This is a genomic window from Roseateles sp. (assembly GCF_036404855.1).
In the GTDB taxonomy this organism is placed as follows: Bacteria; Pseudomonadota; Gammaproteobacteria; order Burkholderiales; family Burkholderiaceae_C; genus Pelomonas.
On the sequence record NZ_DASWYS010000175.1, the window covers coordinates 1 to 24,867 of the forward strand.

Annotated in this window: 24 protein-coding genes; 16 read left to right on the forward strand and 8 right to left on the reverse strand. The window is 68.6% G+C overall.

From position 1 onward, the window contains the following. The 3 genes from VGF12_RS11585 to VGF12_RS11595 form a co-directional block, all read left to right on the forward strand. Positions 1 to 693, forward strand: a 693-nt coding sequence (locus VGF12_RS11585; RefSeq protein ID WP_331176194.1) for a carbon starvation CstA family protein, incomplete at its 5' end; no start/stop codon positions are given. Beyond that, complete coding sequence (locus tag VGF12_RS11590; RefSeq protein ID WP_331176195.1) at positions 686 to 901, forward strand: YbdD/YjiX family protein; 216 nt, start codon at positions 686 to 688, stop codon at positions 899 to 901. The genes VGF12_RS11585 and VGF12_RS11590, both read left to right, overlap by 8 nt. A 21-nt stretch (positions 902 to 922) precedes the next feature. Further along, positions 923 to 1,603, forward strand: a complete 681-nt coding sequence (locus VGF12_RS11595) for a phytanoyl-CoA dioxygenase family protein (protein WP_331176196.1) — start codon at positions 923 to 925, stop codon at positions 1,601 to 1,603. A gap of 123 nt (positions 1,604 to 1,726) precedes the next feature. On the opposite strand, the gene VGF12_RS11600 is transcribed toward VGF12_RS11595, so the two are convergent. Continuing rightward, positions 1,727 to 3,124 carry an N-acetylmuramoyl-L-alanine amidase gene (locus VGF12_RS11600; protein ID WP_414710071.1) on the reverse strand — a complete coding sequence of 466 codons (1,398 nt, stop codon included), beginning with the start codon at positions 3,122 to 3,124 and terminating at the stop codon, positions 1,727 to 1,729. Then, on the reverse strand, positions 3,121 to 3,606 hold the full coding sequence (gene tsaE / locus VGF12_RS11605; RefSeq protein WP_331176197.1) for a tRNA (adenosine(37)-N6)-threonylcarbamoyltransferase complex ATPase subunit type 1 TsaE: 486 nt from the start codon (positions 3,604 to 3,606) through the stop codon (positions 3,121 to 3,123). The genes VGF12_RS11600 and tsaE overlap by 4 nt, the downstream gene beginning before the upstream one ends. On the opposite strand from tsaE, the gene queG reads away from it, so the two are divergent. The 6 genes from queG (at position 3,601) to VGF12_RS11635 (ending at position 10,353) form a co-directional block, all read left to right on the forward strand. Next, a complete protein-coding gene (gene queG, locus VGF12_RS11610; protein WP_331176198.1) occupies positions 3,601 to 4,734 on the forward strand; it encodes a tRNA epoxyqueuosine(34) reductase QueG in 1,134 nt (377 codons plus the stop codon). The genes tsaE and queG overlap by 6 nt on opposite strands. Further along, complete coding sequence (locus VGF12_RS11615; protein ID WP_331176199.1) at positions 4,735 to 5,346, forward strand: chalcone isomerase family protein; 612 nt, start codon at positions 4,735 to 4,737, stop codon at positions 5,344 to 5,346. Positions 5,347 to 5,388: 42 nt separating this feature from the next. Beyond that, a complete protein-coding gene (locus tag VGF12_RS11620) occupies positions 5,389 to 6,363 on the forward strand; it encodes a tripartite tricarboxylate transporter substrate binding protein BugE (protein ID WP_331176200.1) in 975 nt (324 codons plus the stop codon). Continuing rightward, positions 6,356 to 7,231 (forward strand): site-specific tyrosine recombinase XerD, encoded by an 876-nt coding sequence (gene xerD, locus VGF12_RS11625; protein WP_331176201.1) that lies wholly within the window; start codon positions 6,356 to 6,358, stop codon positions 7,229 to 7,231. Before VGF12_RS11620 ends, xerD begins: the two co-directional genes overlap by 8 nt. Positions 7,232 to 7,374: 143 nt before the next feature. Next, positions 7,375 to 9,726 carry a TonB-dependent receptor gene (locus VGF12_RS11630; RefSeq protein WP_331176202.1) on the forward strand — a complete coding sequence of 784 codons (2,352 nt, stop codon included), beginning with the start codon at positions 7,375 to 7,377 and terminating at the stop codon, positions 9,724 to 9,726. Between the two features lie 24 nt (positions 9,727 to 9,750). After that, complete coding sequence (locus VGF12_RS11635) at positions 9,751 to 10,353, forward strand: MarC family protein (RefSeq protein WP_331176203.1); 603 nt, start codon at positions 9,751 to 9,753, stop codon at positions 10,351 to 10,353. 21 nt (positions 10,354 to 10,374) lie between these two features. Here the strand turns inward: VGF12_RS11635 and VGF12_RS11640 are convergent, their stop codons facing one another. Continuing rightward, positions 10,375 to 10,524, reverse strand: coding sequence for a hypothetical protein (locus tag VGF12_RS11640; RefSeq protein WP_331176204.1), 150 nt, complete (start codon positions 10,522 to 10,524; stop codon positions 10,375 to 10,377). Between the two features lie 574 nt (positions 10,525 to 11,098). Between VGF12_RS11640 and VGF12_RS11645 the strand changes: the two genes are divergently transcribed. Beyond that, the gene (locus VGF12_RS11645; RefSeq protein WP_331176205.1) at positions 11,099 to 11,863 is read left to right on the forward strand and encodes a right-handed parallel beta-helix repeat-containing protein; all 765 of its coding nucleotides are present in this window, start codon (positions 11,099 to 11,101) and stop codon (positions 11,861 to 11,863) included. 28 nt (positions 11,864 to 11,891) lie between these two features. Then, positions 11,892 to 12,563 carry a PEP-CTERM sorting domain-containing protein gene (locus tag VGF12_RS11650; RefSeq protein ID WP_331176206.1) on the forward strand — a complete coding sequence of 224 codons (672 nt, stop codon included), beginning with the start codon at positions 11,892 to 11,894 and terminating at the stop codon, positions 12,561 to 12,563. A 367-nt stretch (positions 12,564 to 12,930) separates the two neighbouring features. On the opposite strand, the gene VGF12_RS11655 is transcribed toward VGF12_RS11650, so the two are convergent. Continuing rightward, positions 12,931 to 13,488, reverse strand: a complete 558-nt coding sequence (locus VGF12_RS11655) for a GNAT family N-acetyltransferase (protein WP_331176207.1) — start codon at positions 13,486 to 13,488, stop codon at positions 12,931 to 12,933. 270 nt (positions 13,489 to 13,758) lie between these two features. On the opposite strand from VGF12_RS11655, the gene aceA reads away from it, so the two are divergent. Both aceA and VGF12_RS11665 read left to right on the forward strand, forming a co-directional pair. Beyond that, on the forward strand, positions 13,759 to 15,057 hold the full coding sequence (gene aceA / locus VGF12_RS11660) for an isocitrate lyase (protein ID WP_331176208.1): 1,299 nt from the start codon (positions 13,759 to 13,761) through the stop codon (positions 15,055 to 15,057). 1,349 nt (positions 15,058 to 16,406) lie between these two features. Next, on the forward strand, positions 16,407 to 17,231 hold the full coding sequence (locus VGF12_RS11665) for a hypothetical protein (RefSeq protein WP_331176209.1): 825 nt from the start codon (positions 16,407 to 16,409) through the stop codon (positions 17,229 to 17,231). 21 nt (positions 17,232 to 17,252) lie between these two features. Here VGF12_RS11665 and VGF12_RS11670 read toward each other — a convergent pair whose 3' ends face one another. Both VGF12_RS11670 and VGF12_RS11675 read right to left on the reverse strand, forming a co-directional pair. Continuing rightward, complete coding sequence (locus tag VGF12_RS11670) at positions 17,253 to 18,803, reverse strand: methyl-accepting chemotaxis protein (protein ID WP_331176210.1); 1,551 nt, start codon at positions 18,801 to 18,803, stop codon at positions 17,253 to 17,255. Positions 18,804 to 18,943: 140 nt separating this feature from the next. Then, complete coding sequence (locus VGF12_RS11675; protein WP_331176211.1) at positions 18,944 to 20,083, reverse strand: iron-containing alcohol dehydrogenase; 1,140 nt, start codon at positions 20,081 to 20,083, stop codon at positions 18,944 to 18,946. A gap of 59 nt (positions 20,084 to 20,142) precedes the next feature. Here VGF12_RS11675 and VGF12_RS11680 point away from each other — a divergent pair, with 59 nt between their 5' ends. From VGF12_RS11680 to VGF12_RS11690, 3 genes are all read left to right on the forward strand, one after another. Beyond that, positions 20,143 to 21,831, forward strand: coding sequence for a S10 family peptidase (locus tag VGF12_RS11680; protein WP_331176212.1), 1,689 nt, complete (start codon positions 20,143 to 20,145; stop codon positions 21,829 to 21,831). 68 nt (positions 21,832 to 21,899) lie between these two features. Continuing rightward, the gene (locus VGF12_RS11685; RefSeq protein WP_331176225.1) at positions 21,900 to 22,796 is read left to right on the forward strand and encodes an alpha/beta hydrolase; all 897 of its coding nucleotides are present in this window, start codon (positions 21,900 to 21,902) and stop codon (positions 22,794 to 22,796) included. Continuing rightward, a complete protein-coding gene (locus tag VGF12_RS11690) occupies positions 22,793 to 23,650 on the forward strand; it encodes a YbgC/FadM family acyl-CoA thioesterase (protein ID WP_331176213.1) in 858 nt (285 codons plus the stop codon). Before VGF12_RS11685 ends, VGF12_RS11690 begins: the two co-directional genes overlap by 4 nt. 60 nt (positions 23,651 to 23,710) lie before the next feature. Here VGF12_RS11690 and VGF12_RS11695 read toward each other — a convergent pair whose 3' ends face one another. Then, positions 23,711 to 23,959 (reverse strand): DUF4936 family protein, encoded by a 249-nt coding sequence (locus tag VGF12_RS11695; protein ID WP_331176214.1) that lies wholly within the window; start codon positions 23,957 to 23,959, stop codon positions 23,711 to 23,713. 2 nt (positions 23,960 to 23,961) lie between these two features. Beyond that, positions 23,962 to 24,840 (reverse strand): folate-binding protein, encoded by an 879-nt coding sequence (locus VGF12_RS11700; protein WP_331176215.1) that lies wholly within the window; start codon positions 24,838 to 24,840, stop codon positions 23,962 to 23,964. Positions 24,841 to 24,867 lie beyond the last annotated feature (27 nt).

Here is a 24,867-nt window from a genome sequence, read left to right on the forward strand (position 1 = left end):
GGCAAGGCCATGATGGCGTTCTGGTACCACTTCGCCATCCTGTTCGAGGCCCTCTTCATCCTGACCGCCGTGGACGCGGGCACCCGCGCCGGCCGCTTCATGCTGCAGGACCTGCTGGGCAGCTTCGTACCCTCGCTCAAGCGCACGGAGAGCTGGGTGGCCAACCTCATCGCCACCGGCCTGTGCGTGGCGGCCTGGGGCTACTTCCTCTACCAGGGCGTCGTCGACCCGCTGGGCGGCATCAACACGCTGTGGCCGCTGTTCGGCATCGCCAACCAGATGCTGGCCGCCGTCGCGCTGCTGCTGGGCACGGTCGTCATCTTCAAGATGAAGAAGGACCGCTACGCCTGGGTCACGGCGCTGCCGGCCGCCTGGCTGCTGGTCTGCACGATGACGGCAGGCTGGCTGAAGATCTTCTCTGCCGACCCCAAGCTCGGGTTCCTGGCGCACGCCGACAAGTACGCCGCCGCCATCGCGGAAGGCCAGGTGCTGGCGCCGGCCAAGACCCTGGCTGCGATGGAGCGCGTGGTCTTCAATGACCGCCTGGACGCGGCTCTGTGCGCGCTGTTCATGGGCGTGGTCATCAGCGTGCTGATCTACAGCATCAAGGCCATCATGGTGGCGCGCCGCAACGGGCGCCCGACGGTCCAGGAAACGGCCTTCGTGCCGCTGCCGGCAGGCCAGCATGCGTGAACAGCTGGGCGAACTGGCCCGTGATGCCGCCCGCGCCGGGCGGTACCTCACGCAGAGCCTGCGCCTGATGGTGGGGTTGCCGGACTACGGCAGCTACCTGGCCCATCACCAGGCCACGCATCCGGATCGGCCCGCCATGAGCTACGAAGAGTTCTTCAGGGAGAGGCAGGCCGCGCGCTACAGCGCGCGCGTCGGCAAGTGCTGCTGACCCGGTGGTACAAGGCCGGCCATGCCGGCTGTTCCCGACGATGCCCTCCCTGAAGGCTTCCTCCTGCTGCCTGGGCTGCTTGCGCCGCAGCGCCGGCAGGCCCTGATCGACGAACTCTCGGCCTTGCCGCCCGGTGCGGCGGGCCAGCGCGAGCTGCTGGAGCAGCCCTGGTGCCAAGCGCTCGCGCGCTGGCTGAAGGGGCTGCCTCTGCTGCAGGGCTACCTGCCGCCGGACGGCGTGGCCGTGCAGTGCACCTTGTTCGAGAAGGCACAGGACCGCAACTGGCTCGTTGCGCCGCATCAGGACCTGGCCGTCCCGGTTGCCGAGCGCGTGGCGCATCCGGCGCTGAAGGGATGGTCGGTCAAGGGGGGCCGCCATTTCGTGCTGGCGCCCGCCGAGGTGCTCGCTCAGATGGTCGCGCTGCGCCTGCACCTGGACGACGCGACCGAGGCGGATGGCGGCCTGCGCTTCGTGCCCGGATCCCATCGTGCCGGTGTACTGGACAACGCCGGCGTGACCAGTCGGCGGGCGCAGGCTGGCGAGGTGGCCGTGAATGCACTGGCCGGCGACGGGCTGTTGATGAGGCCGTTGGCGTTGCACGCGTCCTCCAAGGCTTCGGCCGAGGGCCGGCGGCGCGTGCTGCATGTCCTGTTCGGGCCGCGAGGGCTGCCACTCGGCCTGCGCTGGTGCTGCGCCATTTAGCCCCACCACGCCCGCTTCAGCGATGCAGGCCCAGGCCCGGGCGCTCATGCGCTGATCCGCTGTTGCGGGATGCGCATGATGTTCGACGACCATCGATCGACAACCGCCGACCCTCGGCCCGCTCTAGAGCGTTGTGCTGCGCTTCCTCGCCATGGGCGGGCTTTTGGCAAAGTACCGTGCGATGCCCGAGGCCAGCGCGTCGACGAGCTTGTCTTGGTAGTCGGGGTCGCGCAGCTTTTTCTCCTCCTCGGGGTTGGAGATGAAGGCCGTCTCAACCAGGATGCTGGGAATGTCCGGCGCCTTCAGCACCGCAAAGCCCGCCTGCTCGACGCGCGGCTTGTGCAGCTTGCCGACCTTGCCGATCTGACCCAGCACCTCGCCACCGAGCTTGAGGCTGTCCTTGATCTGGGCCGTGGTGCTCATGTCGAGCAGGGCACGCAGCACGTTCGCGTCCTTGGTGGCGGCGCCGACGTTGACGCCGCCGACCATGTCGGCCGCGTTCTCCTTGTTGGCCATCCAGCGCGCGGCAGCGCTGGTGGCCGCACCGTCGCTTAGCACGAAGACCGAGGCGCCGCGCGCCTGGCGGTTGATGAAGGCGTCGGCGTGTATGGAGACGAACAGGTCGGCCTGCACGCGCCGCGCCTTGCGCACGCGTTCGTGCAGGGGCACGAAGAAGTCGGCGTCCCGCGTCATCAGCACGCGGATGTTGGGGTTGGCCGTCAGTCGCTCGCGCAGCTTGTGGGCCACGGCGAGCACGACATCCTTCTCGCGCAGGCCCGTGGGGCCGACGGCGCCGGGGTCCTCGCCCCCATGGCCCGGGTCGAGCGCGATGATGATGAGGCGGTCGATCTTGGGCTCGGCGGCCGGGCCGGGCGCTGGCGCGGCGGGTGTGGCGGGTGTGGGCTTGGGGGGCGCGGCTACCGGGGGCGGAGGGGCTGTGGCGACGGGCGGGGCAGGCGGGCGCTCAATCTTCTGGATCAGCTCGCCGAGGGCGTCGTTGACCGCACTGGCCGCGGCCTCGGCGCGCTGGGTGGAGGTGGGCGGCGGCACGGCCTTCTTGCCGCCGTCCTGTGCCAGGGCCACGAGCGGATCGGCCTCGAACTTGGGGCGCAGGTCGAAGACGAGACGGTGCTTGTAGGCCGCCACCGGTGTCAGCGTGAAGATCTGCGGAGCCACGGGCTGGCGCAGATCCAGCACGATGCGCACGACGGTCGGCGTGTTCTGGCCGACGCGCACGCCGGCAATGTAGGGATCGTCGGCCTTCACCTTGCCGATCAGCTCGCGCAGGTCCGGGCTCAGCGCCAGGCCATCGATGTCGATGACGAGGCGGTGGGGCGAGTCGACGAGGAAGTGCTTGGCCGCCAGCGGCTGGTCGGACTCGATGGTGACCCGCGTGTATTCCTGGGCCGGCCAGACGCGCACGGCGACGATGCTGGCCTGGCCGGGTTGCGTGGGGGCGGCCAGCGTGTCGGGCGCCTTCAGCAGCAGGGCGATCAGGCCCAGGGAGTTGCGGCGCCTCACGTCGAGAAGGCCTCGGCGAGTCGAGCCGTCCCCACCGCGCGCACGCGGCGGGTGTCGTCGGGCATCAGTTCGATGAAGAGTTGCAGGTCGGGGCGGGGCAACTGGCCGGCGGCCTTCTCGGGCCATTCGCAGAGCTTGAGCCCCGGCGCGGCGAAGACGTCCCGGAAGCCCGCGTCCTCCCACTCGCGCGGATCGCCGAAGCGGTAGAAGTCGAAGTGGCTGGCAGGGCCGCCGCCCGCGGCGGCGGGCAGGTCGTAGGTCTCCATGACGGCGTAGCTCGGGCTCTTGATGCGACCCTCGACCCCGAGCGCGCGCAGCAGCAGGCGCACGAAGGTGGTCTTGCCGGCGCCCAGCGGGCCGTGCAGCTCGATGACGGCGTCGGGAGCGGGGAGCAGGGCCTGGGCGAGACGCTCGGCGGTGATGCGGGCCGCGGCCTCGTCGGGCCACAGCGCTTCAGTTTCTAAAATCGCTGGCAAATGCAAGAGCTTCCGTCCACTGTCGATGCCGCCGCGCTGTTGGCGCGTTTGCGCGGCTGGGCTCGCGAGCTGGGATTCTCACAGATCGCGGTGGCCGATGTGGATCTCAGCAGCGCCGAGCCGGGCCTGCAGGCCTGGCTGGACGCGGGCCACCACGGCCGCATGCACTACATGGCCGCACATGGACTGAAGCGCGCGCGGCCAGCCGAACTGGTGCCGGGCACGCTGCGCGTCGTCACGGCACGCATGGACTACCTGCCGCAGGGCACGGCGCCGGGCTGGCAGGCCGTCGAATGGTCGGGCCTGGCGACGCCTGAGCAGGCCCAGATCTCCATCTACGCCCGCGGCCGGGACTATCACAAGGTGTTGCGCCAGCGGCTGCAGCGGCTGGCCGAGCAACTGGAGGCCGAGGTCGGCCCGTTCGGCTACCGCGTCTTCACGGACTCGGCACCAGTGCTGGAGGTGGAGCTGGCCGCGCGCTCGGGCCTGGGCTGGCGCGGCAAGCACACGCTGACGCTGCATCGCGAGGCAGGTTCCATGTTCTTTCTGGGCGAGCTCTTCGTCGATCTGGCCCTGCCGCTGACCGAGCCTGTCAGCCCGCATTGCGGCGAATGCCGGGCCTGCATCGACGTTTGCCCGACGGCTGCCATCACCGCGCCCTACCGCGTCGACGCGCGACGGTGCATTTCCTACCTGACCATCGAGCACGACGGGCCCATCCCCGAGGCGCTGCGTCCCGCCCTGGGCAATCGCATCTACGGCTGCGACGACTGCCAACTGGCCTGCCCGTGGAACAAGTTCGCCCAACCGGCGGTGCTCACCGATTTCGACCCGCGTCCGGGCATGGCGGGAACGCCGATTGCCACGCTGCTCGGCTGGGACGAGGCCGAGTTCCTGCGCCGCACCGAGGGCTCTGCGATCCGCCGCATCGGCTTCGTGCGCTGGCAACGCAACCTGGCGGTGGCCGCCGGCAATGCGCTTCGCGCGCGGGACGACGCTGCGCTGCGCGCTGCGCTGCAGCGCGCGGGGCAGGGGGCTGATGCCCTGGTGGCCGAGCACCTGGCCTGGGCCTTGTCCGCCCCGCGGGCCGCTGGCGCGTTATCGTCCGGTCCGCCCTCCGCTGGAGCCTGCTGAATGATGCCGTCCGTCCGCCGTCCCCTCCTGTCCCTGGCCGTGGCCACCCTGGCCGCTGCGGCTTCGCTGCCCGTCCACGCCGTGCGCTACGAGGGGCAGGACTTTCCCGACACGCTGCAGCTCGGTGGTGCCAGCCTGGCGCTCAACGGCGCCGGCAAGCGCCAGGTCGCCATCTATCCGCTCTACCTGGCTGCGCTGTACCTGCCGCAGAAGGCGACCACGCCGGAGGCGATCTACGCCCAGCCCGGTCCCAAGCGGCTGGAGATGCGCATCGTCATCCCGCTCGTCAAGGACGTGTCGACGCAGGAGTTCGTGAAGGCCATCAGCAAGGGCGTCAATCGCAACTCCACCGAGGCGGAGAAGGCTGCCGTGGCCGAGCGTGTGAAGCAGTTCAACACGGCCATCGGCGAGGTGGGGCGCGTCAAGAAGGGCGACCTGTTGCATATCGACTACCTGCCCGCCCAGGGCGGCACCATCCTCACGGTCAATGGCAAGGTCTGGGGCCAGCCCATCGAGGGGCAGGACTTCTACACGGCGTTCCTCAAGGTGTTCCTGGGAGACAACAACAGCGACGCGCGGCTGCGTGCGCGGTTGCTCGGCCAGTCCGGCTAGCCCGGCTAGCATCGGGCCACCAACACCCCGGAGACCGACCCCATGCAACGCCGTTCCGTCCTCCAAGCCGCTGCGCTCGCCAGCCTCAGCCCCCTGGGGCAGGGGGCCTGGGCCGACACCTATCCCAGCAAGCCGGTGCGCCTCATCGTGCCGTTCGCGCCGGGTGGCACGACCGACATCATTGCCCGCATCGTCTCCGAGCGCATGCCGTCGCTGCTGGGCCAGACCATGGTGGTGGACAACAAGGCCGGCGGTGGTGGCACGGTGGGGGCCACCGAAATCGCCCGCGTGGCGCCTGACGGCTACGCACTGGGCGTGGCGACCGTGTCGACGACGGCAGCCAACCCCGCCATCAACCCCAAGATCGCCTACAACCCGCTGACGGACTTCACGCCCGTCATCAACATGGCGGCGACGCCCAACGTCATCGCCGTGCACCCGAGCTTTCCGGCGCGTGACTACAAGAGCTTCGTCGCCGAGCTCAAGAGAAACCCCGCCAAGTACAGCTACGCCACGTCGGGCACCGGCGGCATCGGCCATTTGCAGATGGAGCTCTACAAGACGCTGGCCGGTGTCTTCGTGCTGCACATTCCCTACCGCGGCGCCGGCCCGGCGCTGAACGACACGGTGGCCGGCCAGGTCCCGATGATCTTCGACAACCTGCCGTCGGCGCTGCCCTTCATCAAGGACGGTCGCCTCATCCCCATCGTCGTCGCGGCGCCGCAGCGCGTGGCGGCGATGCCCCAAGTGCCGACTTTCAAGGAAGTCGGCCTGGAGCCCGTCAACCGCATGGCCTATTACGGCATCCACGGCCCCAAGGGCCTGCCGCGCGACATCGTCGACAAGGTCAACGCGGCCGTGCGCAAGGCGCTGGAGATCCCCGAAGTGAGGAAGCGCATCGAGGACACGGGCTCGCTGATCGTGGCCAACACGCCCGAGCAGTTCGCGGCGCAGATCGCGGCCGAGTTCGACGTCTACAAGAAGGTCGTCGCGCAGCAGAAGTTGAAGCTTGACTGACCCAGGCATCGAAGCCTTCATCGAGGCGCTTTGGCTGGAGGACGGCCTGAGCGCCAACACCCAGGCGGCCTACCGGCGCGACCTGGCGGCGCTCGCCGCCTTGATGGCGCCCAGGCTCCTGGACCAGTGCACCGAAGGCGATCTGCTGGCGTTGGCGGTGGCCAAGCAAAATGGCAGGACCAGCAGCGCCAACCGCCGCCTCTCTGCGATCAAGCGCTACTTTCGCTGGGCGCTCCGCGAGGGCCGCGTCACGGCGGACCCGACGCTGAAGTTCACGGCAGCCAGGCCGGAGCACCGCAACATCAAGACGCTCAGCGAGGCCCAGGTCGGTGCGCTGCTCGCTGCGCCGGACCTGAACACCCCGCTCGGCCTGCGCGACCGCGCCATGATGGAGCTGATGTATGCCAGCGGGCTGCGGGTGTCCGAGCTGGTCACGTTGAAGAGCGCCTACGTGTCGTTCAAGGACGCTGTGCTGCACGTCACCGGCAAGGGCAGCAAGGCGCGCCTCGTCCCCTTCGGCGAGCATGCCGCGGACTGGATGGCGCACTACCTGCGCGAGGCCCGCGCCGAGATCCTGGCCGGCCAGAGCAGCGACGACCTCTTCGTCACTGCCCGTGGCGCCGGCATGACGCGGCAGATGTTCTGGACCCTGATCAAGCGCTACGCCCTCGCGGCGGGCATCTCGGTACCGCTGTCGCCGCACACGCTGCGCCACGCCTTCGCCACGCATCTGCTCAATCATGGTGCAGACCTGCGCGCCGTGCAGCTGCTTTTGGGGCATGCCGACCTGTCGACGACGCAGATCTACACCCATGTGGCGCGTGAGCGGCTCAAGGCGCTGCACGCCCAGCACCACCCACGCGGCTAGGGCCTGTCAACAGCGGGCGGTTGCCGCACGGCTTCGTTCGTTTCGTTGGTTTCAGGCTGTCTGCGGGCCACAACACTGGCCCCCTGCGCGAAGGCGCCCAGGGGCAAACTCGGCCGCCACCACACATCCTTCAGGGAGTTCCCATGCGCGCCATCCGTCTGCTGCCGACTGCCCTTGCCGTGTTGAGCCTCTTCGGCGGCACCGGCGCCCTGGCCCAGGAAACCGGCAGCCTCGAACGCGTGACCGTCATCGGATCACGCAAGAGCCTGCCCGCCGCGTCCAGCACCGAGACGCTGGTGCCGGTGGACATCTACTCGATGAGCAAGGTCACCGAGGGAGGTGGGCAGTTCGACCTCGCGCAGACGCTGCAGTACCTGTCGCCGTCGTTCAACTCTACGCGCCAGACCGGCGCCGACGGGGCCGACCTGATCGACTCCGCCGCCTTGCGCGGACTGGGCTCCGACCAGACCTTGGTGCTCGTCAACGGCAAGCGCCGTCACACGGTCGCACTCGTGAACCTTTTCGGCGCGCGCAACCGCGGCACGACGGGCACGGACATGAACTCGCTACCGCTGCTGGCCATCGACAACGTGCAGGTGCTGCGCGACGGTGCGGCGGCCCAGTACGGTTCGGATGCCATTGCCGGCGTCATCAACGTGCAGCTGAAGAAGAAGGCCGGCTGCGAGGCCGTGGCGGGCTATGGCCAGTATTCCAAGGGTGACGGCAAGAACTACCTCGCCTCGGCCTATTGCGGCGTCAAGCTCGGCGACGGCACGCTGGGCATCACCGGCGAATGGCAGGACCGCGGCCGCTCCAACCGCGCCGACCCCGACAACCCCCGCACGATCGGCGACACGCAGGTCAAGAACAAGACCGTCTACCTGAACGGCGAGTTGCCGGTGTCGGGGGCCGACAAGCTCTACGTGACGGCCGGCGCCCAGAACCGCGACGCCTCGTCCGCCGCCTGGGCGCGCAACGGCGACGACGACATCCCCAGCCGCAACTCGGCCGCGATGTATCCCAACGGCTTCGTGCCCTACATCAACGGCAAGATCGAGGACCGCTACCTGATCGTCGGCTGGAAATCGGCCTTCGCCGGCTGGGACACCGACCTGTCGCAGACCTACGGCAGCAACAAGCTGCGCTACAGCATCAGCCACACGCTGAACGCCTCCATTGCCAACAAGGACCTGCTGGCCGGCGGCAAGGGCATCAGCGCAACCAGTTTCGACGCCGGCGGTTTCGGATTCAGCCAGGCGACGACCAACTTCGACGTCAGCCGCTTCTTCCCCGACCTGGCTGGCGGCAGCAACATCGCCTTCGGTGCCGAGTACCGCCGCGAGAAGTACGACATCGTGGCCGGCGAGCCCGGCTCCTACATCGACGCCGACGGCGTGGGCTTCGGTGGCAACGCCGGCAGCCAGGGCTTCCCGGGCTTCCAACCCTCGGACGCCACCAACCGCAGCCGCAACAGCCAGGCCATCTATCTGGACTGGGAGGCCACACTGACGCCGTCGCTGACGCTGGACGCGGCCCTGCGCGGCGAGCACTACAGCGACTTCGGCTCGACGACGACGGCCAAGCTCGCGGGCAGCTACAAGGTCGGCAAGGACCTCCTGCTGCGCGGGGCAGCCAGCACGGGCTTTCGCGCACCCAGCCTGCAGCAGCTCTACTTCTCGTCGACCTTCACCGACTTCATCAGCGGCAGGCCGCTGGACGTCGTGCTGGCTCCCAACGGCAGCAAGATCACGAACGCCGCCGGCGTGCCGGCGCTCAAGCAGGAGAAGTCCAAGAACCTCACGCTGGGCTTCACCGTCAAGCCGAGCAACGACACGGCCATCACCGTCGATCTCTACCAGATCAACATCCGGGACCGCATCGTGCTGTCCGGCCGTTTCGACGAGGACAACTACCCGGCGCTGGGCGCCATCCTGCAGGGGCTGGGCGTCGGTCAGGCGCAGTTCTTCGTCAACTCGGTCAACACCCGCACCCGCGGCCTGGACCTGACGGCCTCCAGCCGCAACAAGCTCGGCGACGGCCAGCTCTCGACCTTCCTGGCGTTGAACGTCAGCCGCACCACCGTGACGGCCATCCACGCGCCGACCTCGCTGAAGGGCTTCGAGGACGTGCTGCTGTCCGAGCGCGAGCGCCTCTTCATCGAGCAGGGCGGTCCGCGTTCCAAGGCGACGCTGGGCTTCGAGTACAGCCGCGGCGCCTGGACGGGTGAGGCCAAGGTCGTCCACTTCGGCAGCCAGACCCAGGGCGGTTTCTCGGACGGCGTCTTCCTGCACTACAAGCCCAAGACCTCGATGGACCTGGGCCTGAGCTGGCAGGCCACGCCGGCCCTCAAGCTCAGTGTGGGGGGCAACAACGTCTTCAACGTGAAGCCGTCACGCCAGAACCCGGACGAGACCGACAACGGCTTCTACTACGACAGCGTGCAGTTCGGCCTGAACGGGGCGTCCTACTTCGCGCGGGCGTACTACCGCTTCTGAAGCCGTCCCTGACAATCGGGGCGGATGGACCACAGCTTTCTCTCCGCCCTGATCCTGCTGTTGCTGGTGCTCGACCCGCTCGGCAGTCTGCCCATCTTCATTTCCATCATGCGTGCCGTGCCCAAGGAGCGGCGCACGCGGGTGGCCATGCGCGAGGTTGGCATCGCCTTTTGCGTGCTGTTCGCCTTCATGTTCGTGGGCGAGGCCTTCCTGCAGGTGATGCACCTGTCCGAGCGCTCGCTCGAAGTGGCCGGCGGCGTCATCCTGATGATCATCGCCATCCGCATGATCTTCGGCGGCGCCTCGGAGTCGGCCTACGGCCTGGAGCCCGGCAAGGAGCCGCTGATCTTCCCGCTGGCCGTGCCCCTGCTGGCCGGCCCCTCGGCCATGGCGACGGTGCTGCTGCTGGCATCCCGCCAGCCAGACCGCATCTATGAATGGATCGGCGCGCTGAGCGCCGCGATGCTGATCTCCGGCCTCACGCTGGTGCTGGCCGACCGCATCCGCAAGCTGCTGGGCGACTCGGTCGTCTCGGCCATCGAGAAGTTGATGGGCCTGGTGCTGACCGCGATCGCGGTCGAGATGGTGCTGGCGGGGCTGAAGCGCTACTTCATCGGCGGCCTGTAAGCAGCCACCGCCAGCGGCGGCTCACTTGCGGTTCAGCTTGGCTTCCTTGCCCTTGGGGATCACCGAGGTCATCGGCGCGACCGGGCGGTCGGAGCCCGCGGCCTTGACGGGGCCGGTGTCCTTCTTGGGCTTCTTCGCCATCTTGTTGCTGCGTTGTTCGGTGTTGGCCATGGGTCCTCCGTGCGAAGAGATTGAAGAAGGCAGGACTATGCCTCAGCGCGGTGCGCTGAAGCCACCGGGCCGAACGCCAGGGCTGCGGCAGCGGCACCGCTGACCGCCGGGCTTTCCGGCACCTCCACGCCCACGGGCACGCCGGTCGCGGCGGCGAACCCGGCGCGCAGGGACGAGAAGAGGCGACGTCGCGTCCCGCCGCGCCGCCGCACCTGGGCATCTGCCCCGTCCAGCGGGCGCCGGGGCGTCGTGGTTCGCGATGGTGCGGTGCGCGGCTTCATCGGCATTGGCGCCCGCCTCAAGGGCTCCAACGCGCTGGCCGAACCAGCGTGTCAGCTACAACGGGGGCAACGGCCTGTCGATGGGGCGAGGCCGGGCCGTCGGTGAGGACGGCCGAGCGCAAGGGCTGCAGCGGCATCACGCTGGACGGCAATGTCATCCATTGCACGACGGCGGGCCTCTGAAACAAAACAAACAAACGGGCCGTCCCATGAAGCGGTGCTGATACCTGGGGTGGAGACGATGTCGCCTGTCATCCAACCACGACTTCTTTTCCACGACAGGGACCCACACCATGAAGACTTCCATCCTCCTCGCAGCACTCTTCGCCGCTTCTTCTGCCTTCGCCCAAACCACCATCGACCAGGCCCGGGCCCTGGCCGGCAATGTCACGTCGGGCGACACGCCGGGCTTCCCCGTCACCATCAGCCAGCCGGGCAGCTACAAGCTGATGAGCAACCTGGCGGTGCCGGCGAACACCAACGGCATCATCATCACGGCGGACAACGTGACGCTGGACTTGAACGGCTTCACGCTCGCTGGGCCGGGGCAATGCACACAGCCTTACAGCTCGGTGGCGCAACCCGTGACCTGCACCCAGCAGGTCGGGGGCAAGGAAGGGATCCGAATCGTCGCCACTGGCGGCGGTATCGTCATCCGCAACGGCACGGTGCGCGGCTTCGGTAACTTCGGCATCTACACGGTGAACGGCGAAGTCCTGGAGAACCTGCACGTGACGCAGAACGGCAACATGGGCATCACCGGCATGGAGAACACGCCGGCGGGCACGGTGCTCGTGAATTCGGTCGTGGACCTGAACGGCGCGGGCGGGGTAGCCCTTTCCGGCGGATATATCGAGCGAAGCACCATTTCGTCCAATGGCGGGTTCGGGGTGTGGGGGCCGGGCCAGGTGGTCGTGCGCAACAGCCTGGTGCAGCGCAACTACGGCCGCAGCTTCGAAGGGGTCACTGTGGCGGGGACGATGTCCTTCAACAACCTCACCCCTCGTTGGAATGTCAAGTCGATGGGCGGAAACATCGAGAACAGCACGTCGTACTGAGTCCGGTCAGCGATTCCAGGGATCTTTCATGAAATCAGTCAAGACCTGCCTGGCCGCTGCCGTGCTTGGACTGGCGTGCGCAGTCGCCAGTGCGGACATGGTGAGCTACGCATTCACCGGCAACGTGAGCTATGACGAGGCCGACCGCGGCTACCAGGGCTTCGTCGGCAGTTTCAGCTTCGACCGCACTGCCACCAACCAGATCGTGGACCCGAGCGGCAGCACGGGCAGCTATACCGGTGCCGGTGCGGCCTGGTCGATGAACCTGTCGTTCGACGGTGGCGCGGTGCTCGACTTCGGCAGCCAGGGCTTCCACGTGAACGTCATGAACAACCTGGGTGGCTATGACTGGCTGGGCTTGCTGGGGAGCGGCGGCGACGGCACGGTGAGCGCGGGGCTGTATGACTTCACGATGGCGCTGTTCGGCAATGCCGGCCTGCCGCTGCGCGATGGTGGCTACACGCTGGCTGATTTCGGCTGGTCCGACTTCAGCTGGGAATCGGGTGCCGGTCTGCTGCAAGGCATGTTCACGTCGCTCAACTGCACGGCGGGCTGCAGCGCAACCAACCCCGGCGGCGATCCTGGGGGCAACCCCGGCGGTGGCAACCCGGGCGGTGGGTCCAACACGGTGCCGGAGCCGAGCAGCCTGTTGCTTGCCGTCTCGGGGCTCTGGCTGCTGCTGCGCCGCCGTCGCGGTTGAGCGAGGGGGCCCGAGATCAACGCCCCTCGGACCCGGCGGGTGCGTCAGCCTCTGCGCCCGTCGAGTCGCGACCGTGCCAGCCGGCACGTCTCCTCCAAGACGAGCTGAGCTGCTCGAGGGCGCCCCCCCTTCGGCCTGGGCTTTCGCACGGACATGACGGCGCAGAGCTGGCGTCCGTCCGAGATGATCGACTCGCCGTGGCGCTGCTGGACACCCGGGCGGCGTCTTGGGGCACGGCCTTCACCCCCATGGTCCACGAGGCTTGGGCGGACCTTGATGTCCGGGTCCGCTGCCTCTTGCGGGAGGGGGCACGCAAGCCTGCACGAAGCACCATCGGCCGGATCAGGGGGCGGATCAGGGGGGCGGATCAGGAGGCCAGATCAGCCTGCCACGCGGCGTGGCCGGCAGAGGTGGACCATGCCTGCGCGGTGATGTCGTAGCGCTTGCAGTCCATGTCGTACCAGCGGCCCGTGCCCGTGTAGCTCATGCCCAGCCTTTCCATGACGGTGGAGGAGGGCGTGTTCTCCGGCTGGCAGACCGCGCAGATGAGCTCTGGCTTCAATGTCGCGAACGCCCAGCCGACCATGTGCCGGGCCGCCTCGCTGGCATAGCCCCGACCCCAGGCATCCTGGCGCAGGCGCCAGCCGGTCTCCAGCGGACCGTTCGGGTCGCGGTTCAGGTGCTGGATGCAGCCGCAGCCGATCAGGTCGCCGTCGTCGCGGCGCACGAAGCCCCACCAGGAATAGCCCAGTTCGGCCCAGCGGGTCTTCACGCGATCGATCATCGACTGCGTGTCCGCTGGCGTGTCGGGCCGTCCGGTGATGTAGCGCATGACGACGGGATCGCGGTTCAGGCGATGCAGGGCGTCGAAGTGGCTGTCGTTCAGCGGCTCCAGCCGCAGTCGGGGCGTGATCAGCAGGGTCATGGCGATGGAAACAAGGTTCGAGCCGGCATTCTGGAGCGCCTGTTCTCACGATTCGAAAGTCACTTTTCAAATCGTGAAAAGTGCCCATGTTGCACTGCCGCAAGATTTCTCATTATGGTGAATGGGATTTTGTGATTTGAAAATTGCAACTTAAGTTGTTGATATAAAAGGATAAAGATTTTTGTCTTATATAAGACTTGGGGGTGCACAGCGGTGGGGGCGAGGACTAGTCTTACGCCATCGGTTTTCGATGTCTGCAAGGAGCTTTTCATGACCCGCCTCACCCGTGACCAACAGATCGCCGCCCTCGAGAAGGATTGGGCCGAGAACCCCCGCTGGAAGGGCATCACCCGCGGCTACACCGCCGCCGATGTCGTGCGTCTGCGTGGCTCCGTCGCCATCGAGCACACGCTGGCCAAGCGCGGCGCGGACAAGCTCTGGGGCCTGGTGAACAGCGAGCCGTTCGTCAACGCTCTCGGCGCGCTGACCGGCAACCAGGCCATGCAGCAGGTCAAGGCCGGCCTGAAGGCCATCTACCTGTCCGGCTGGCAGGTTGCGGGCGACGCCAACAGCAATGGCGAGATGTACCCCGACCAGTCGCTGTACTCGGTGGACTCGGTGCCCAAGGTGGTCAAGAAGATCAATGCCACCTTCGCCCGCGCCGACCAGATCCAGTGGAGCGAAGGCAAGGACGACATCGACTTCTTCGCCCCCATCGTCGCCGACGCCGAAGCCGGCTTCGGCGGCGTGCTGAACGCCTTCGAGCTGATGAAGGCCATGATCGAGGCCGGCGCGGCCGGCGTGCACTTCGAAGACCAACTGGCCAGCGCCAAGAAGTGCGGCCACATGGGCGGCAAGGTGCTGGTGCCCACCCGCGAGGCCGTCGCCAAGCTCGTCGCCGCCCGCCTGGCCGCCGACGTGATGGGTACGCCCACGCTGCTGGTCGCCCGTACCGATGCCGAAGCCGGTGACCTCGTCACCAGCGACATCGACGACAACGACAAGCCTTTCTGCACCGGCGAGCGCACCGTCGAAGGCTTCTACCGCACGAAGAACGGCCTCGACCAGGCCATCAGCCGCGGCCTGGCCTATGCGCCGTACGCCGACCTGATCTGGTGCGAGACCGGCAAGCCCGACCTGGCCTTCGCCAAGGCCTTCGCCGACGCCATCCATGCCAAGTTCCCGGGCAAGCTGCTGGCCTACAACTGCTCGCCCAGCTTCAACTGGAAGAAGAACCTGGACGACGCCACCATCGCCAAGTTCCAGCGCGAGCTGGGCGCCATGGGCTACAAGTTCCAGTTCATCACGCTGGCCGGCTTCCACAGCCTGAACTACTCCATGTTCAACCTGGCCTACGGCTATGCCCGCAACCAGATGAGCGCGTTCGTCGAGCTGCAGGAGGCCGAGTTCGCCGCCGCCGAGAAGGGCTTCACCGCGGTCAAGCACCAGCGCGAGGTCGGCACCGGCTACTTCGACGCCGTCACGACGACCATCGAGGCCAATGCCTCCACGGCCGCGCTGAAGGGCTCGACGGAAGACGAGCAGTTCTTCGACGCCAAGCATGGTTGAGTCACGTCGACACGGTTAATCACAGTCAGCGTCAACTCCTGACTTTCACGACCCGCCTCGGCGGGTCTTTTTTTTTGTCATGCGGGTGTTATCGAGCTGATGACCAAAAGCCTTTTAAATCAAAGGCCTAGGGTAGGCTCAGGACGTCCTTCCGGAAAAATTAGAGCCCCGGCGCCACCAGGTTGCGCCAACCGACGCGCACGGGGCAGAGCCATCGTCAGTTGGGCCAGTCCGGCCCGCGAACACCTTCGTAGAACGACGGCCCGACCTCGAGCTGCAGGGGGACCGTGCTGCGCCATCAGCCGAGCAGCAAGCGCCGGAGACACTCGGTCAGTGAAGTCGAACAGGTAGCCGTACGGCATCTCGCCGCTGTGACTGTTCAGCTCGGTGGGCTCCACGTCCGTCAGCTCCTCCGCCTCTGCCACCTCGATGTTCAGAGCCTCTGCGAGCGCTTCCGCCAGCGTCTTGACTGGCGGCTCATCGTCGCCCCAGTCGTAGTCCAGGCCGGCCGACACCACTTCAATCTCTGGCTTCTCGAAGCAGCGACGGCCGCAACGCGCAAGAGATGCGGCGACCTGGAACCGCACTTGATGCCCGGCGTACGGCCTCTCGCCATCAATTCCGAGACCGGCGCGCCCAGTTCGCCGCTGCTAGACGACGGATACCGATTAATCGCCGCGGCTAAACGACACGGAGCCGTCTGAGAGATTGGAATCACCGCCGCTACACGACAGCGCCTACCGCCTGCTTCGCGCAAACGGCGAAGCAAACTTGAGCTCAAGCACGTCCACGTAGCAAATCCGCCGCAGGCGGATTTACTGCATAGCTATCGCTTTTATCGCATCGCCGACGCCGCGTGGCTGGTGCGCCCGCACGGCCGGGACGGCGTTCTCCAACCCAGGCGCCAGCGAGGCGTAGACCGTTTCCAGCCGCGCGCTGGTACTTGAGCCGGTCTCACGGTCCCGGCCGAGTCGGGCGAGACCTCCGGATAGCCCAGCGAAATTGTCGCCCCAAGGGCCTCCAACTTGGCCAGAGCGTCGGACGCGGTACGTTCGAGCTCGGCCAGAGTTGCCAGTCTCTTGGCTAGCCGGGTCTCGGCGGCGGCTTGGTGCAGCCCGGCGAGTCGGCCAGCAAGGGCCGCTCGCTCGTTGAGCAGCCACTTCAGCTCTGGCGGGGTCTGAGTACGGCACGACGGTAGGTCATAGGTTGACGCTACCCGTGCATAGCCACCGTTTCCAGCGGTTAGGCCCAGGAAAGAGCGCTCAAGCCACCCTCCAGAGCCAGCTTGGGTCATCTGCTTGATAACACCCTGTCATGCGCGCGTCACACTCATTTCACAGACTGGCGCCATGAACAACACAACAACGACAACAAAGTTCAGCCTTGCCCACCGGTTCGGTGCCTGGTGGTCGCGGCAGCGGGAGGCCCGGCAGCGGGAAGGCTTGCGCCGGCGCTGCCCGCCGGCCACCGTGGCGGCCGACCAGATCCCGGCGGCGGTCCGCTCGGCCTGGGCGCACCACGCCCCTGATGAATTTCCCGGCCTGCCCGTCGACGACGCGGCCTGGCTGCGCTGCTCGCTGGGTCTCGCGCAGTTCTTCGAGGCCTGCCGGCTGCAGCGCGGGCAGGGCGCTTGTGCGCTACCGAGCAAGGCGGCCGATTCGGTCTGGCACACCTGGCTGGCGCTGGACCCCGTCGGCCTCGCCAACTGGCAGCAGCGCTGTTTTGGCTTCGAGGTGCCGCACCGCGAGGCCGAGGCGCTGGAGGCGCCGCTTGACGACTGCCTGGCCCGCACGTGGGCAGGCAGTTGCCGCAGCGAGGGGCTGGACCTGTTGGGGCTGCGCCTGCCGCTGCTGTTTGCGCTGGACGGCCGGCTCCAACTGCCTGCGGGCTGGACGTACAGCTTCGAGAAGGGCGGCCTGGTGCACCGCCAGAACGACGGATTCGGCCGGCCCATCGGCAGCGCCATCGCCCATGCCGCCGCGGCCGGCGCCGGCCTGGTGGCCCTGGGCCTGATCAGCCAGGCCGAACTGACCGAGCTGCAGCGGCGTCAGGCCGCCGATGGCGGCACCAGCACGGGCTGGAGCTCCGGCGACGGGGGGTGCGATGCCAGCGCCAGTTCGGATGGCGGAGGCAGCAGCTGCGGCGGATCGGGTTGCGGCGGAGGCGGCGACTGAGGCCGTCGCCCGGGCCGCTGTTCAGCGGCGCGCGACCTGGAAGGTCCCGACCGCGCCGTTCAGTGTCGCTGCCTGCTCGCGCAGGCTCTCGGCCGCGGCGGTCGACTCCTCGACGAGGGCGGCGTTCTGCTGCGTGACCTGGTCAAGCTGCGCGATCGCGATGTTGACCTGGGCGATACCGTCGGACTGCTCGGCCGTCGCCGTGGTGATCTCGCTCATGATGTCCTTGACGCGCTGCACGGCGCCGACCAGCTCGTCCATCGTCTTGCCTGCCTCGCCCACCAGGCGCGAACCGGCTTCGACGCGCTCGACGCTGCTGCCGATCAAGCCCTTGATTTCGCGGGCCGCGTCCGCCGAACGGCCGGCCAGCGAGCGCACCTCGCTGGCGACCACCGCGAAGCCGCGGCCCTGCTCGCCGGCGCGCGCCGCCTCGACGGCGGCGTTCAATGCAAGGATGTTGGTCTGGAAGGCGATGCCATCGATGACGCCGATGATGTCGGCGATCTTGCGAGAGCTGGTGTTGATCTCGTCCATGGTCTGGACAACCTGGGCGACGACCTCGCCGCCGCGCTGGGCCACGCTGGCGGCCGACACGGCCAGTTGATTCGCCTGGCCTGCCGAGGCGGCCGACTGGTGCACCGTGCCGGTCAGCTCCTCCATTGCGCTGGCGGTCTGCTCCAGGCTGGACGCCGCCTTCTCGGTGCGGGCGCTCAGGTCCTGGTTGCCGCTGGCAATCTGGGACGAGGCGGTGCCGATGGATTCGGCCGAATCGCGGATGCTCCCGATGGTCTGCGACAGCGTCTCGCGCATCCGGCGCAGCGTCGTCTGCAACTGGCCGATCTCGTCGCTGCGCGCGGCCATGCCCTGGCCGGAGCGCATCAGGTTGCCGTCGGCCACGCGTTCGGCCAGTTCGTTGGCCGCCGCCAGCGGCAGGGTGATGCTGCGCGTGATGCGCCACGCCGCGGCAACGCCCAGGCCCAGCATGGCCAGGCCCAAGCCCATCAGAAGCAGGCGGCCGTTGCCGTTGGCCGCATCGATGCCGGCGGCGGTCTGGTCGATGCTCTTGCGCTGGTGCTCGAGGAATTCCTGCATGCGTGCCAGATACACCTTGGAGCCGGGCACGAAGACGTCCGTCAGCTCCTTGTCCGCCGCCTCGGCCTGACCGTCCTTCTTGAGCTTGACGATCGTGTCACGCGACGCGATGTAGACCTTGCGGGCCTCGCCGACCGCGTCGAACAGCGCCTGCTCCTCGGGCGAGCGAATCAGCGTCTTCAGCTTGTCCTGCATCTCGCCGGAGGATTTGGTGGACTGCTCCTGGTCTTCCTTGAACAGCGCCACCAGCGAGGTGTCGGAACTCTTGGCGATGGCCATGGTGCGGCGCACGCCCGAGTTGATGTTGCGGCTCCAGTCCGAGATCAGCCGCTCCTTGGCCAACGGCTCGTCCATCATCTGCCGCGTCGCGGCCGCGGTCGAGGCCAGCCGCCAGGACGCCAGCGTGATGACGCAACCGGCCAGCACCAGCACCAGCCCGAAGCCGGCCGCCAGTCGTCCACCGATGGATAGCTTGATCATGTTCCCCTCCATTCTTCTGATCTGTACGCGGCGCAGACACGCCGGGCAACAGAGAATGCTAGTGCCGCGTCAGCGCCCGGGCCAGGGACGAACTGGGACTTCGATCACGCAGTCCGCGACAAAAAACGAGGGGGTCCGTTTCAGCGCGAGGCTGCCAACAGCGTGCGGTAGTCGTCGGCGCTGGCGATGCGCGGGTTGGTCTTGTGGCAGTGGTCCAGCAGCGCCCGCTCGACGATGCGCTCGTCCAGCCCGGGTGCCACGCCCATGGCGGCGAGACCCCCGGGCAGGCCCAGCCGGGCGTTCAGCGCCGCGATGGCGCTGGCCACCGCTTCGGCGTCACGACCGGCCAGGCCCATGGCCTGGGCCAGGCGGGCGACGCGGTCCTCGCGCCGTACGCTGTCGGCCTCGGCGTTGAAGCGGATGACGGCGGGCAGGAAGACGGCGTTCAGCGTGCCGTGGTGCAGACGCGGCTCGAGCCCCCCCAGCGCATGGCTGAGCGAATGCACCGCGCCCAGCCCCTTCTGGAAGGCCAGGGCGCCGTGCACGCTGGCGCACATCATGTCCAGCCGTGCGTCGCGATCCTGGCCGTCATGCGTGGCGCGCTCGATGCTCTGCCAGCCGCGGCGCAGGCCCTCCAGGGCGATGCCGTCCGCCGGCGGGTTGAAGGCCGGGGCCAGGAAGGTCTCGATGCAGTGGGCGATGGCGTCCATGCCGGTCGCGGCCGTCAGCGCCGGTGGCAGGGCCAGTGTCAGCTCGGGGTCGCAGATGGCGGCCTTCGGCAGCAGCGCCCAGTTGTGGAAGCCCAGCTTGCGGCCGTCGTCGACGATGAGGATGGCGCCGCGCGCCACCTCGCTGCCAGTGCCCGCCGTCGTCGGCACTGCGATGACGGGCAGCACCTTGGCGCTGATGTCGACGGCGCCGCCCTCGATGGTGGCCCAGCGCTTCAGCGGCCCCTCGTGCGTTGCCGCGATGGCCACGCCCTTGGCCAGGTCGATGCTGGAGCCGCCGCCGATGGCGATGAGGCCGTCGCAGCCCTGTTCGCGCAGCTGTTCAACGGCCAGCCGCACGGCGGCTTCGTTGGGGTTGGGCGGCGTGCGATCGAAGACCGCGGGCGGTTCGGAGAAGGCGGCCAGCGCCCGGTCCAGCACGCCGGCCGCGCGAACGCCGGCATCGGTCACCACCAGCGGCCGGCGCATGCCGGCGCGCTCGCATTCGGCGGGCAGCAGGCGGCTGGCCCCGAACTCGAACTCGATGCGGGTCACATGAAGGATCTGCGCCATGGCCGTGGTCTCCGGAGTGTCTTTGGGCATCCTAGTGCGGACTGTCTAGACTGGCCGTCATGCGCGCGACTCGCCCAGCCTTGCTGCTCGCCCTGGTCCTTGTCGCCTGCGGCGGCGGCGGGGGCTCGTCTCCCACGTCGACGCCACCGCCCGTCGACATCCAGCCAGGCCTGACGGACGCCACGGTCTACTCCTCGGCGGCGGATGCTTCGCTGCCGGGCGCCGTCGAGGCCGCCGCGGTCAGCACGCAGACGCTCACGGCCAACGGTCAGACGCTGAGCTACACGGCCACGGCCGGCCACCTCATCGCGCGCGACCCTGCCGGTGCCGCCCAGGCCTCGGTCTTCTACGTGGCCTACACGCTGCCGGGCATGGACGTGGCGACCCGTCCGGTCACCTTCTTCTACAACGGCGGCCCCGGCTCGGCCTCGGTCTGGCTGCAACTCGGCAGCTTCGGTCCGAAGCGTCTCGTCACCAACGCGCCCGACACGACGGCCTCACGGCCCTTCCCCCTGGTGGACAACGCCGAGCACCTGCTCGGCCAGAGCGACCTGGTCTTCGTCAATGCCGTCGGCACCGGCTACTCCCAGGCCATCGCGCCCTTCACCAACCGCAGCTTCTGGGGCGTGGACGTTGACGCGGCGCTGTTTCGCGACGTCATCCAGCGCTACCTGGCCGTCAACCAGCGTGCCGCCTCGCCCAAGTACCTTTACGGCGAAAGCTATGGCGGCCCGCGCACGGCGGTGCTCGCGCGCCGGCTGCAGGAGGCCGGCGTCATGCTCGACGGCCTGGTGCTGCAGTCACCCGCGATGGACTACAACAGCAACTGCGGCATCACCTCCGGGCAGGGCTGCACCGGCTACCTGCCCAGCTTCGCGACCGTCGGCGCCTTTCACCGCCTGACCCAGCCGGTGCCGGCCGACCTCAACGCCTGGGCCGCCCAGGCCCGCAGCGTCGCCGACCAGGCCTATGCGCCGGCCCTGCAGGCCTGGCAGCTCAGCCGCCAGCCCACGCCGGCCCTGTGGCAGCCACTGGCCGACCTGACCGGACTGCCGGCGGCGCGGTGGCAGGCGAGCCTGGATGTGTCCGCCGACAACTTCCGCCTGTGGCTGATCCCGGGCCAGCAGCTGGGCCGCTACGACGGCCGCATGAAGGCCGCGGTCGGCAGCCCGCTGGCGGCCGACGGCGACGTCTCCAGCACCTGGATCAACGACAGCTTCGCCACCGGCATCGTGACCCACCTGCGCGACCAGCTCGGCTACCGTAACGCGTCTACCTATGTGCTGCTGAGCAACGCCATCAACTTCTGGGACTTCAGCCATGCCGGTCGGACGCTGCCCGACACCATGCCCGACCTGGCCGCCGCGCTGGCGCAGAACCCGCGCCTGCGCGTGCTCGCCGTAAGCGGCTATCACGACCTGGCGACGCCCTTTCGCATCACCGAGACGGACCTGGCCCGCGTCGATGCCAGCCGCGTCCAGGTCCGCAACTATCCGGGCGGCCACATGAGCTACCTGGACGACGCGACCCGCGCCGCCCAGCTGGCCGACCTCAAGGCCTTCTATGCCGGCACCCTGGCCCTGCGAGCCGCGGCCGACCTCGGACCTGAGCGACGCGCGCAGTCGGCCCGGCCCGCCGTGGCCGTCGACCGCGCCGGCACGCCGCAGCCGCCGGGCAGCGTGTCGCCCAGCCGCGAGCCTGCCGTGCAGGCACCGATGCGCGATCCCTGGGTGCCGCCCGGACGGTGAGGGCCGGCCCGCGGCTCTTGCAGAATGCGGGCTCCATGACATCGCCCACCCAGCTCCTGACCCCGCGCATGGCGGGGCTGCTCCAACGCATCCACCGCGCCAACCGGCCGCCTTTTCACAGCCTCACGCCGCGCGAGGCGCGCATCGCCTACCGCATGGGCGCCGAAATCCTGGACCTGCCGCGCGCGCCGCTCGCCCGCGTCGAGGACCTGCAGGCTGCGGGCCTGCCCGCGCGTCTGTACGCACCCAGCGTCGAGCGCCTGCCGACGCTGCTCTACCTGCATGGCGGCGGATTCACCATCGGCGACCTGGAAACCCACGACAGCCTGTGCCGCCAGCTCAGCTTGCGCAGCGGCATGGCCGTGCTGGCGCTGGACTACCGCCTGGCGCCCGAGCACCGTTTCCCTGCGGCGGTGGACGACGCCTGGGCGGCGCTGGCGTGGCTGCATCAGCAGTCCGACCGCCTCGGGCTGGACGGCAGCCGGCTGGCCGTGGGCGGCGACAGCGCAGGCGGCACGCTGGCGGCCAGCACCGCCTTCTTCGCCCGCGACCGTGGGCTGCCGCTGGCGCTGCAACTGCTCATCACGCCCGGCACCGCCAGCAGGCCCGACACCGCATCGCACCGCTTCTTCGCCAACGGCTTCCTGCTGGACGCCGCCAGCATCGCCTGGTTCTTCGACCACTACATTGATCGCGAACAGCGCTGCGACTGGCGCTTTGCGCCGCTGGAAGCCGACGACCACTCGGGCCTCGCGCCGGCCTGCGTCGTGCTGGCCGAGTGCGACCCCCTGGTGGACGAAGGCATCGCCTACGCCGACACGCTGCGCGCCGCGGGTGTCGACGTGCAGCTGGAGCTCTTCCGTGGAGTCACTCACGATTTCATCAAGATGGGCCGCCAGATTCCCGAGGCATTGACGGCGCTCAACGCCTGTGCCGAAGCCCTCAAGAACCATCTGACACCATGAAACGCACCGACTTCCGCCATCTCGAGCCTCTGCGTGTCCGCTGGGCCGAGGTCGACGCCCAGGGCATCGTCTTCAACGGGCACTACCTGACGTATCTCGACACCGCCATCAGCGGCTACTGGCGCGCGCTGGCCATCCCTTACGCCGAGACGATGAAGAGCATGGGCGGCGACCTCTACGTGCGCCGCGCGACGCTGGACTACCGGGGCTCGACCCGGTACGACGACCGCCTGGACATCGGCATCCGCTGCCGGGAGTTCGGCAATAGCTCCATGAAGGTGGACGGCGCCGTCTTCCACGGCGACCAGATGCTGGTGCAAGCCGAGATGATCTATGTCTTCGCCGACCCGGGCACCCAGACGCCGGCGCGCCTGCCCGACGCGCTGCGCCGCGTCATGCACGATTTCGAGGCAGGCCAGGCCGTCGTCGACGTGGCGCTCGGACCCTGGGGCGAACTGGGGGAACCGGCCGCCGCGATCCGACGCCAGGTCTTCATCGAGGAGCAGCACATCCCGGCCGACATGGAATGGGACAGTGCCGATGCGAGCTGCCTGCACGCGCTCGCGCGTAACCGATTCGGCGTGCCGCTCGCGACGGGCCGCCTGCTGGAGCACGTGCCCGGCGTCGCCAAGATCGGCCGCATGGCCGTGCTGCGGCCGATGCGCGGCACGCGGATCGGCCGCCAGGTGCTGGATGCGTTGATGGCCGAGGCCAAGAAGCAGGGCTACCGCGAGGTGCTGCTGCATGCCCAGCTGTCCGCCGAGAACTTCTACCTGCGGGCTGGCTTCCAGCGGCGCGGCGAGCCCTTCGAGGAAGCGGGCATCGGGCACGTGGAGATGGTGAGGGCGCTCTAGCCTGCGCGTCGGGCGGGGCGCCTCAGCGGCACCTCAGGGGCGCCTCAGCGGCGCCGGGGATCAGCCCAGCATCTCGAAGCGCTCGACCTGGCGTTCCCCAGCCAGCCACGGCGCCATCGCCGCGGCGACCTGGGGCTCGCGATGGCCCCAACCCTCCGGGTAGATCTCCATCCACGTCCAATGCCCGTCGGCATTGGGTTCGGGACGTTGGAGCAGCTCGATCGGCGCCTCCACCCGCGCTTTGCGGAAGGCGATCAGCGCGGTGTCGACATGCTCGGCCGCGACGCGGTAGTAGACGTAGAGCTGCACGCTCACTCCTGCGGCGGGATCTCGTAGGGGAGGGCCTGCGGCTGCAGCGGGGCGCCGCTGACGCTGCCCAGATGCAGGCTGCCGCCTTCCAGCGCGGCGAGCTTGATCTCGGCCGCGATGGCCGTGCGACCGTCGCGCGTGCCGCAGCCGGCCACCACGCCGGCCGGCTGATCGGGGTCGGCGCTGCTGAAGATCTCCTGGCCGACTGCTGCGGTGCCGTCGGTCTCGAAGACCTGCAGCCTGCGCTTGAGCGTGCCGCGGTACTGGCTGCGCGCAACGATCTCCTGGCCCGGGTAGCAGCCCTTCTTGAAGTTCACGCCGCCTATCACCTCGAAGTTGATCATCTGCGGCACGAAGGCCTCGACGGTGGCGCCGCGCACCCAGGCGATGCCGGCGCGGGCTTCGGCGAAGGCCCAGTCCTGCGCGGTCATGGCCGCACCGGCCGGGGCGGGCGCGTCCGCCGGCTGCACGCGCAGGGCGCGGCCCGCATCGGGCAGCGCCACCTGCACCGCATGGCCATCGCGCGCGAGCGACCAGGCGGGGGCGGCCGGGGCGCCCAGCAGGCCGTAGACGGCGAACTCGGCGCTGGCGTCACTGAGCTTGCATTTCGCGCGCAGCACGAACATGGACAGGCGTTTCAGCGTCGCGGCCAGCGTCTCGGCGGGCAGCGCCAGCAGGATCTCGTCGTCGCCTTGTTTCCAACCCACCATCGTGGCCAGCAACCGGCCCTTGGCCGTGCAAAAGCCGGCAAGGCGGGCGTGGTCGCGATCCAGCAGCGCGAAGTCCTGGGTCAGCTGGCTGTGCAGGAAGCTGGCGGCGTCGGCGCCCTGGGCGCGGATCACGCCCCAGTCGCCGAGTCGCAAAGAGGTGGGTTCGGTCATGCCCGCAATTATCATCAGCCCCCTTTT

What these genes read in the sequence shown, in the direction of transcription:
- VGF12_RS11590 (WP_331176195.1), top strand. Translation starts at nt 686, where the DNA reads ATGCGTGAACAGCTGGGCGAACTGGCCCGTGATGCCGCCCGCGCCGGG.
- VGF12_RS11595 (WP_331176196.1), top strand. Translation starts at nt 923, where the DNA reads ATGCCGGCTGTTCCCGACGATGCCCTCCCTGAAGGCTTCCTCCTGCTG.
- queG (WP_331176198.1), top strand. Translation starts at nt 3,601, where the DNA reads ATGCAAGAGCTTCCGTCCACTGTCGATGCCGCCGCGCTGTTGGCGCGT.
- VGF12_RS11615 (WP_331176199.1), top strand. Translation starts at nt 4,735, where the DNA reads ATGATGCCGTCCGTCCGCCGTCCCCTCCTGTCCCTGGCCGTGGCCACC.
- VGF12_RS11620 (WP_331176200.1), top strand. Translation starts at nt 5,389, where the DNA reads ATGCAACGCCGTTCCGTCCTCCAAGCCGCTGCGCTCGCCAGCCTCAGC.
- VGF12_RS11630 (WP_331176202.1), top strand. Translation starts at nt 7,375, where the DNA reads ATGCGCGCCATCCGTCTGCTGCCGACTGCCCTTGCCGTGTTGAGCCTC.
- VGF12_RS11635 (WP_331176203.1), top strand. Translation starts at nt 9,751, where the DNA reads ATGGACCACAGCTTTCTCTCCGCCCTGATCCTGCTGTTGCTGGTGCTC.
- VGF12_RS11640 (WP_331176204.1), bottom strand. Translation starts at nt 10,524, where the DNA reads ATGGCCAACACCGAACAACGCAGCAACAAGATGGCGAAGAAGCCCAAG.
- VGF12_RS11645 (WP_331176205.1), top strand. Translation starts at nt 11,099, where the DNA reads ATGAAGACTTCCATCCTCCTCGCAGCACTCTTCGCCGCTTCTTCTGCC.
- VGF12_RS11650 (WP_331176206.1), top strand. Translation starts at nt 11,892, where the DNA reads ATGAAATCAGTCAAGACCTGCCTGGCCGCTGCCGTGCTTGGACTGGCG.
- VGF12_RS11655 (WP_331176207.1), bottom strand. Translation starts at nt 13,488, where the DNA reads ATGACCCTGCTGATCACGCCCCGACTGCGGCTGGAGCCGCTGAACGAC.
- aceA (WP_331176208.1), top strand. Translation starts at nt 13,759, where the DNA reads ATGACCCGCCTCACCCGTGACCAACAGATCGCCGCCCTCGAGAAGGAT.
- VGF12_RS11665 (WP_331176209.1), top strand. Translation starts at nt 16,407, where the DNA reads ATGAACAACACAACAACGACAACAAAGTTCAGCCTTGCCCACCGGTTC.
- VGF12_RS11670 (WP_331176210.1), bottom strand. Translation starts at nt 18,803, where the DNA reads ATGATCAAGCTATCCATCGGTGGACGACTGGCGGCCGGCTTCGGGCTG.
- VGF12_RS11675 (WP_331176211.1), bottom strand. Translation starts at nt 20,083, where the DNA reads ATGGCGCAGATCCTTCATGTGACCCGCATCGAGTTCGAGTTCGGGGCC.
- VGF12_RS11680 (WP_331176212.1), top strand. Translation starts at nt 20,143, where the DNA reads ATGCGCGCGACTCGCCCAGCCTTGCTGCTCGCCCTGGTCCTTGTCGCC.
- VGF12_RS11685 (WP_331176225.1), top strand. Translation starts at nt 21,900, where the DNA reads ATGGCGGGGCTGCTCCAACGCATCCACCGCGCCAACCGGCCGCCTTTT.
- VGF12_RS11690 (WP_331176213.1), top strand. Translation starts at nt 22,793, where the DNA reads ATGAAACGCACCGACTTCCGCCATCTCGAGCCTCTGCGTGTCCGCTGG.
- VGF12_RS11700 (WP_331176215.1), bottom strand. Translation starts at nt 24,840, where the DNA reads ATGACCGAACCCACCTCTTTGCGACTCGGCGACTGGGGCGTGATCCGC.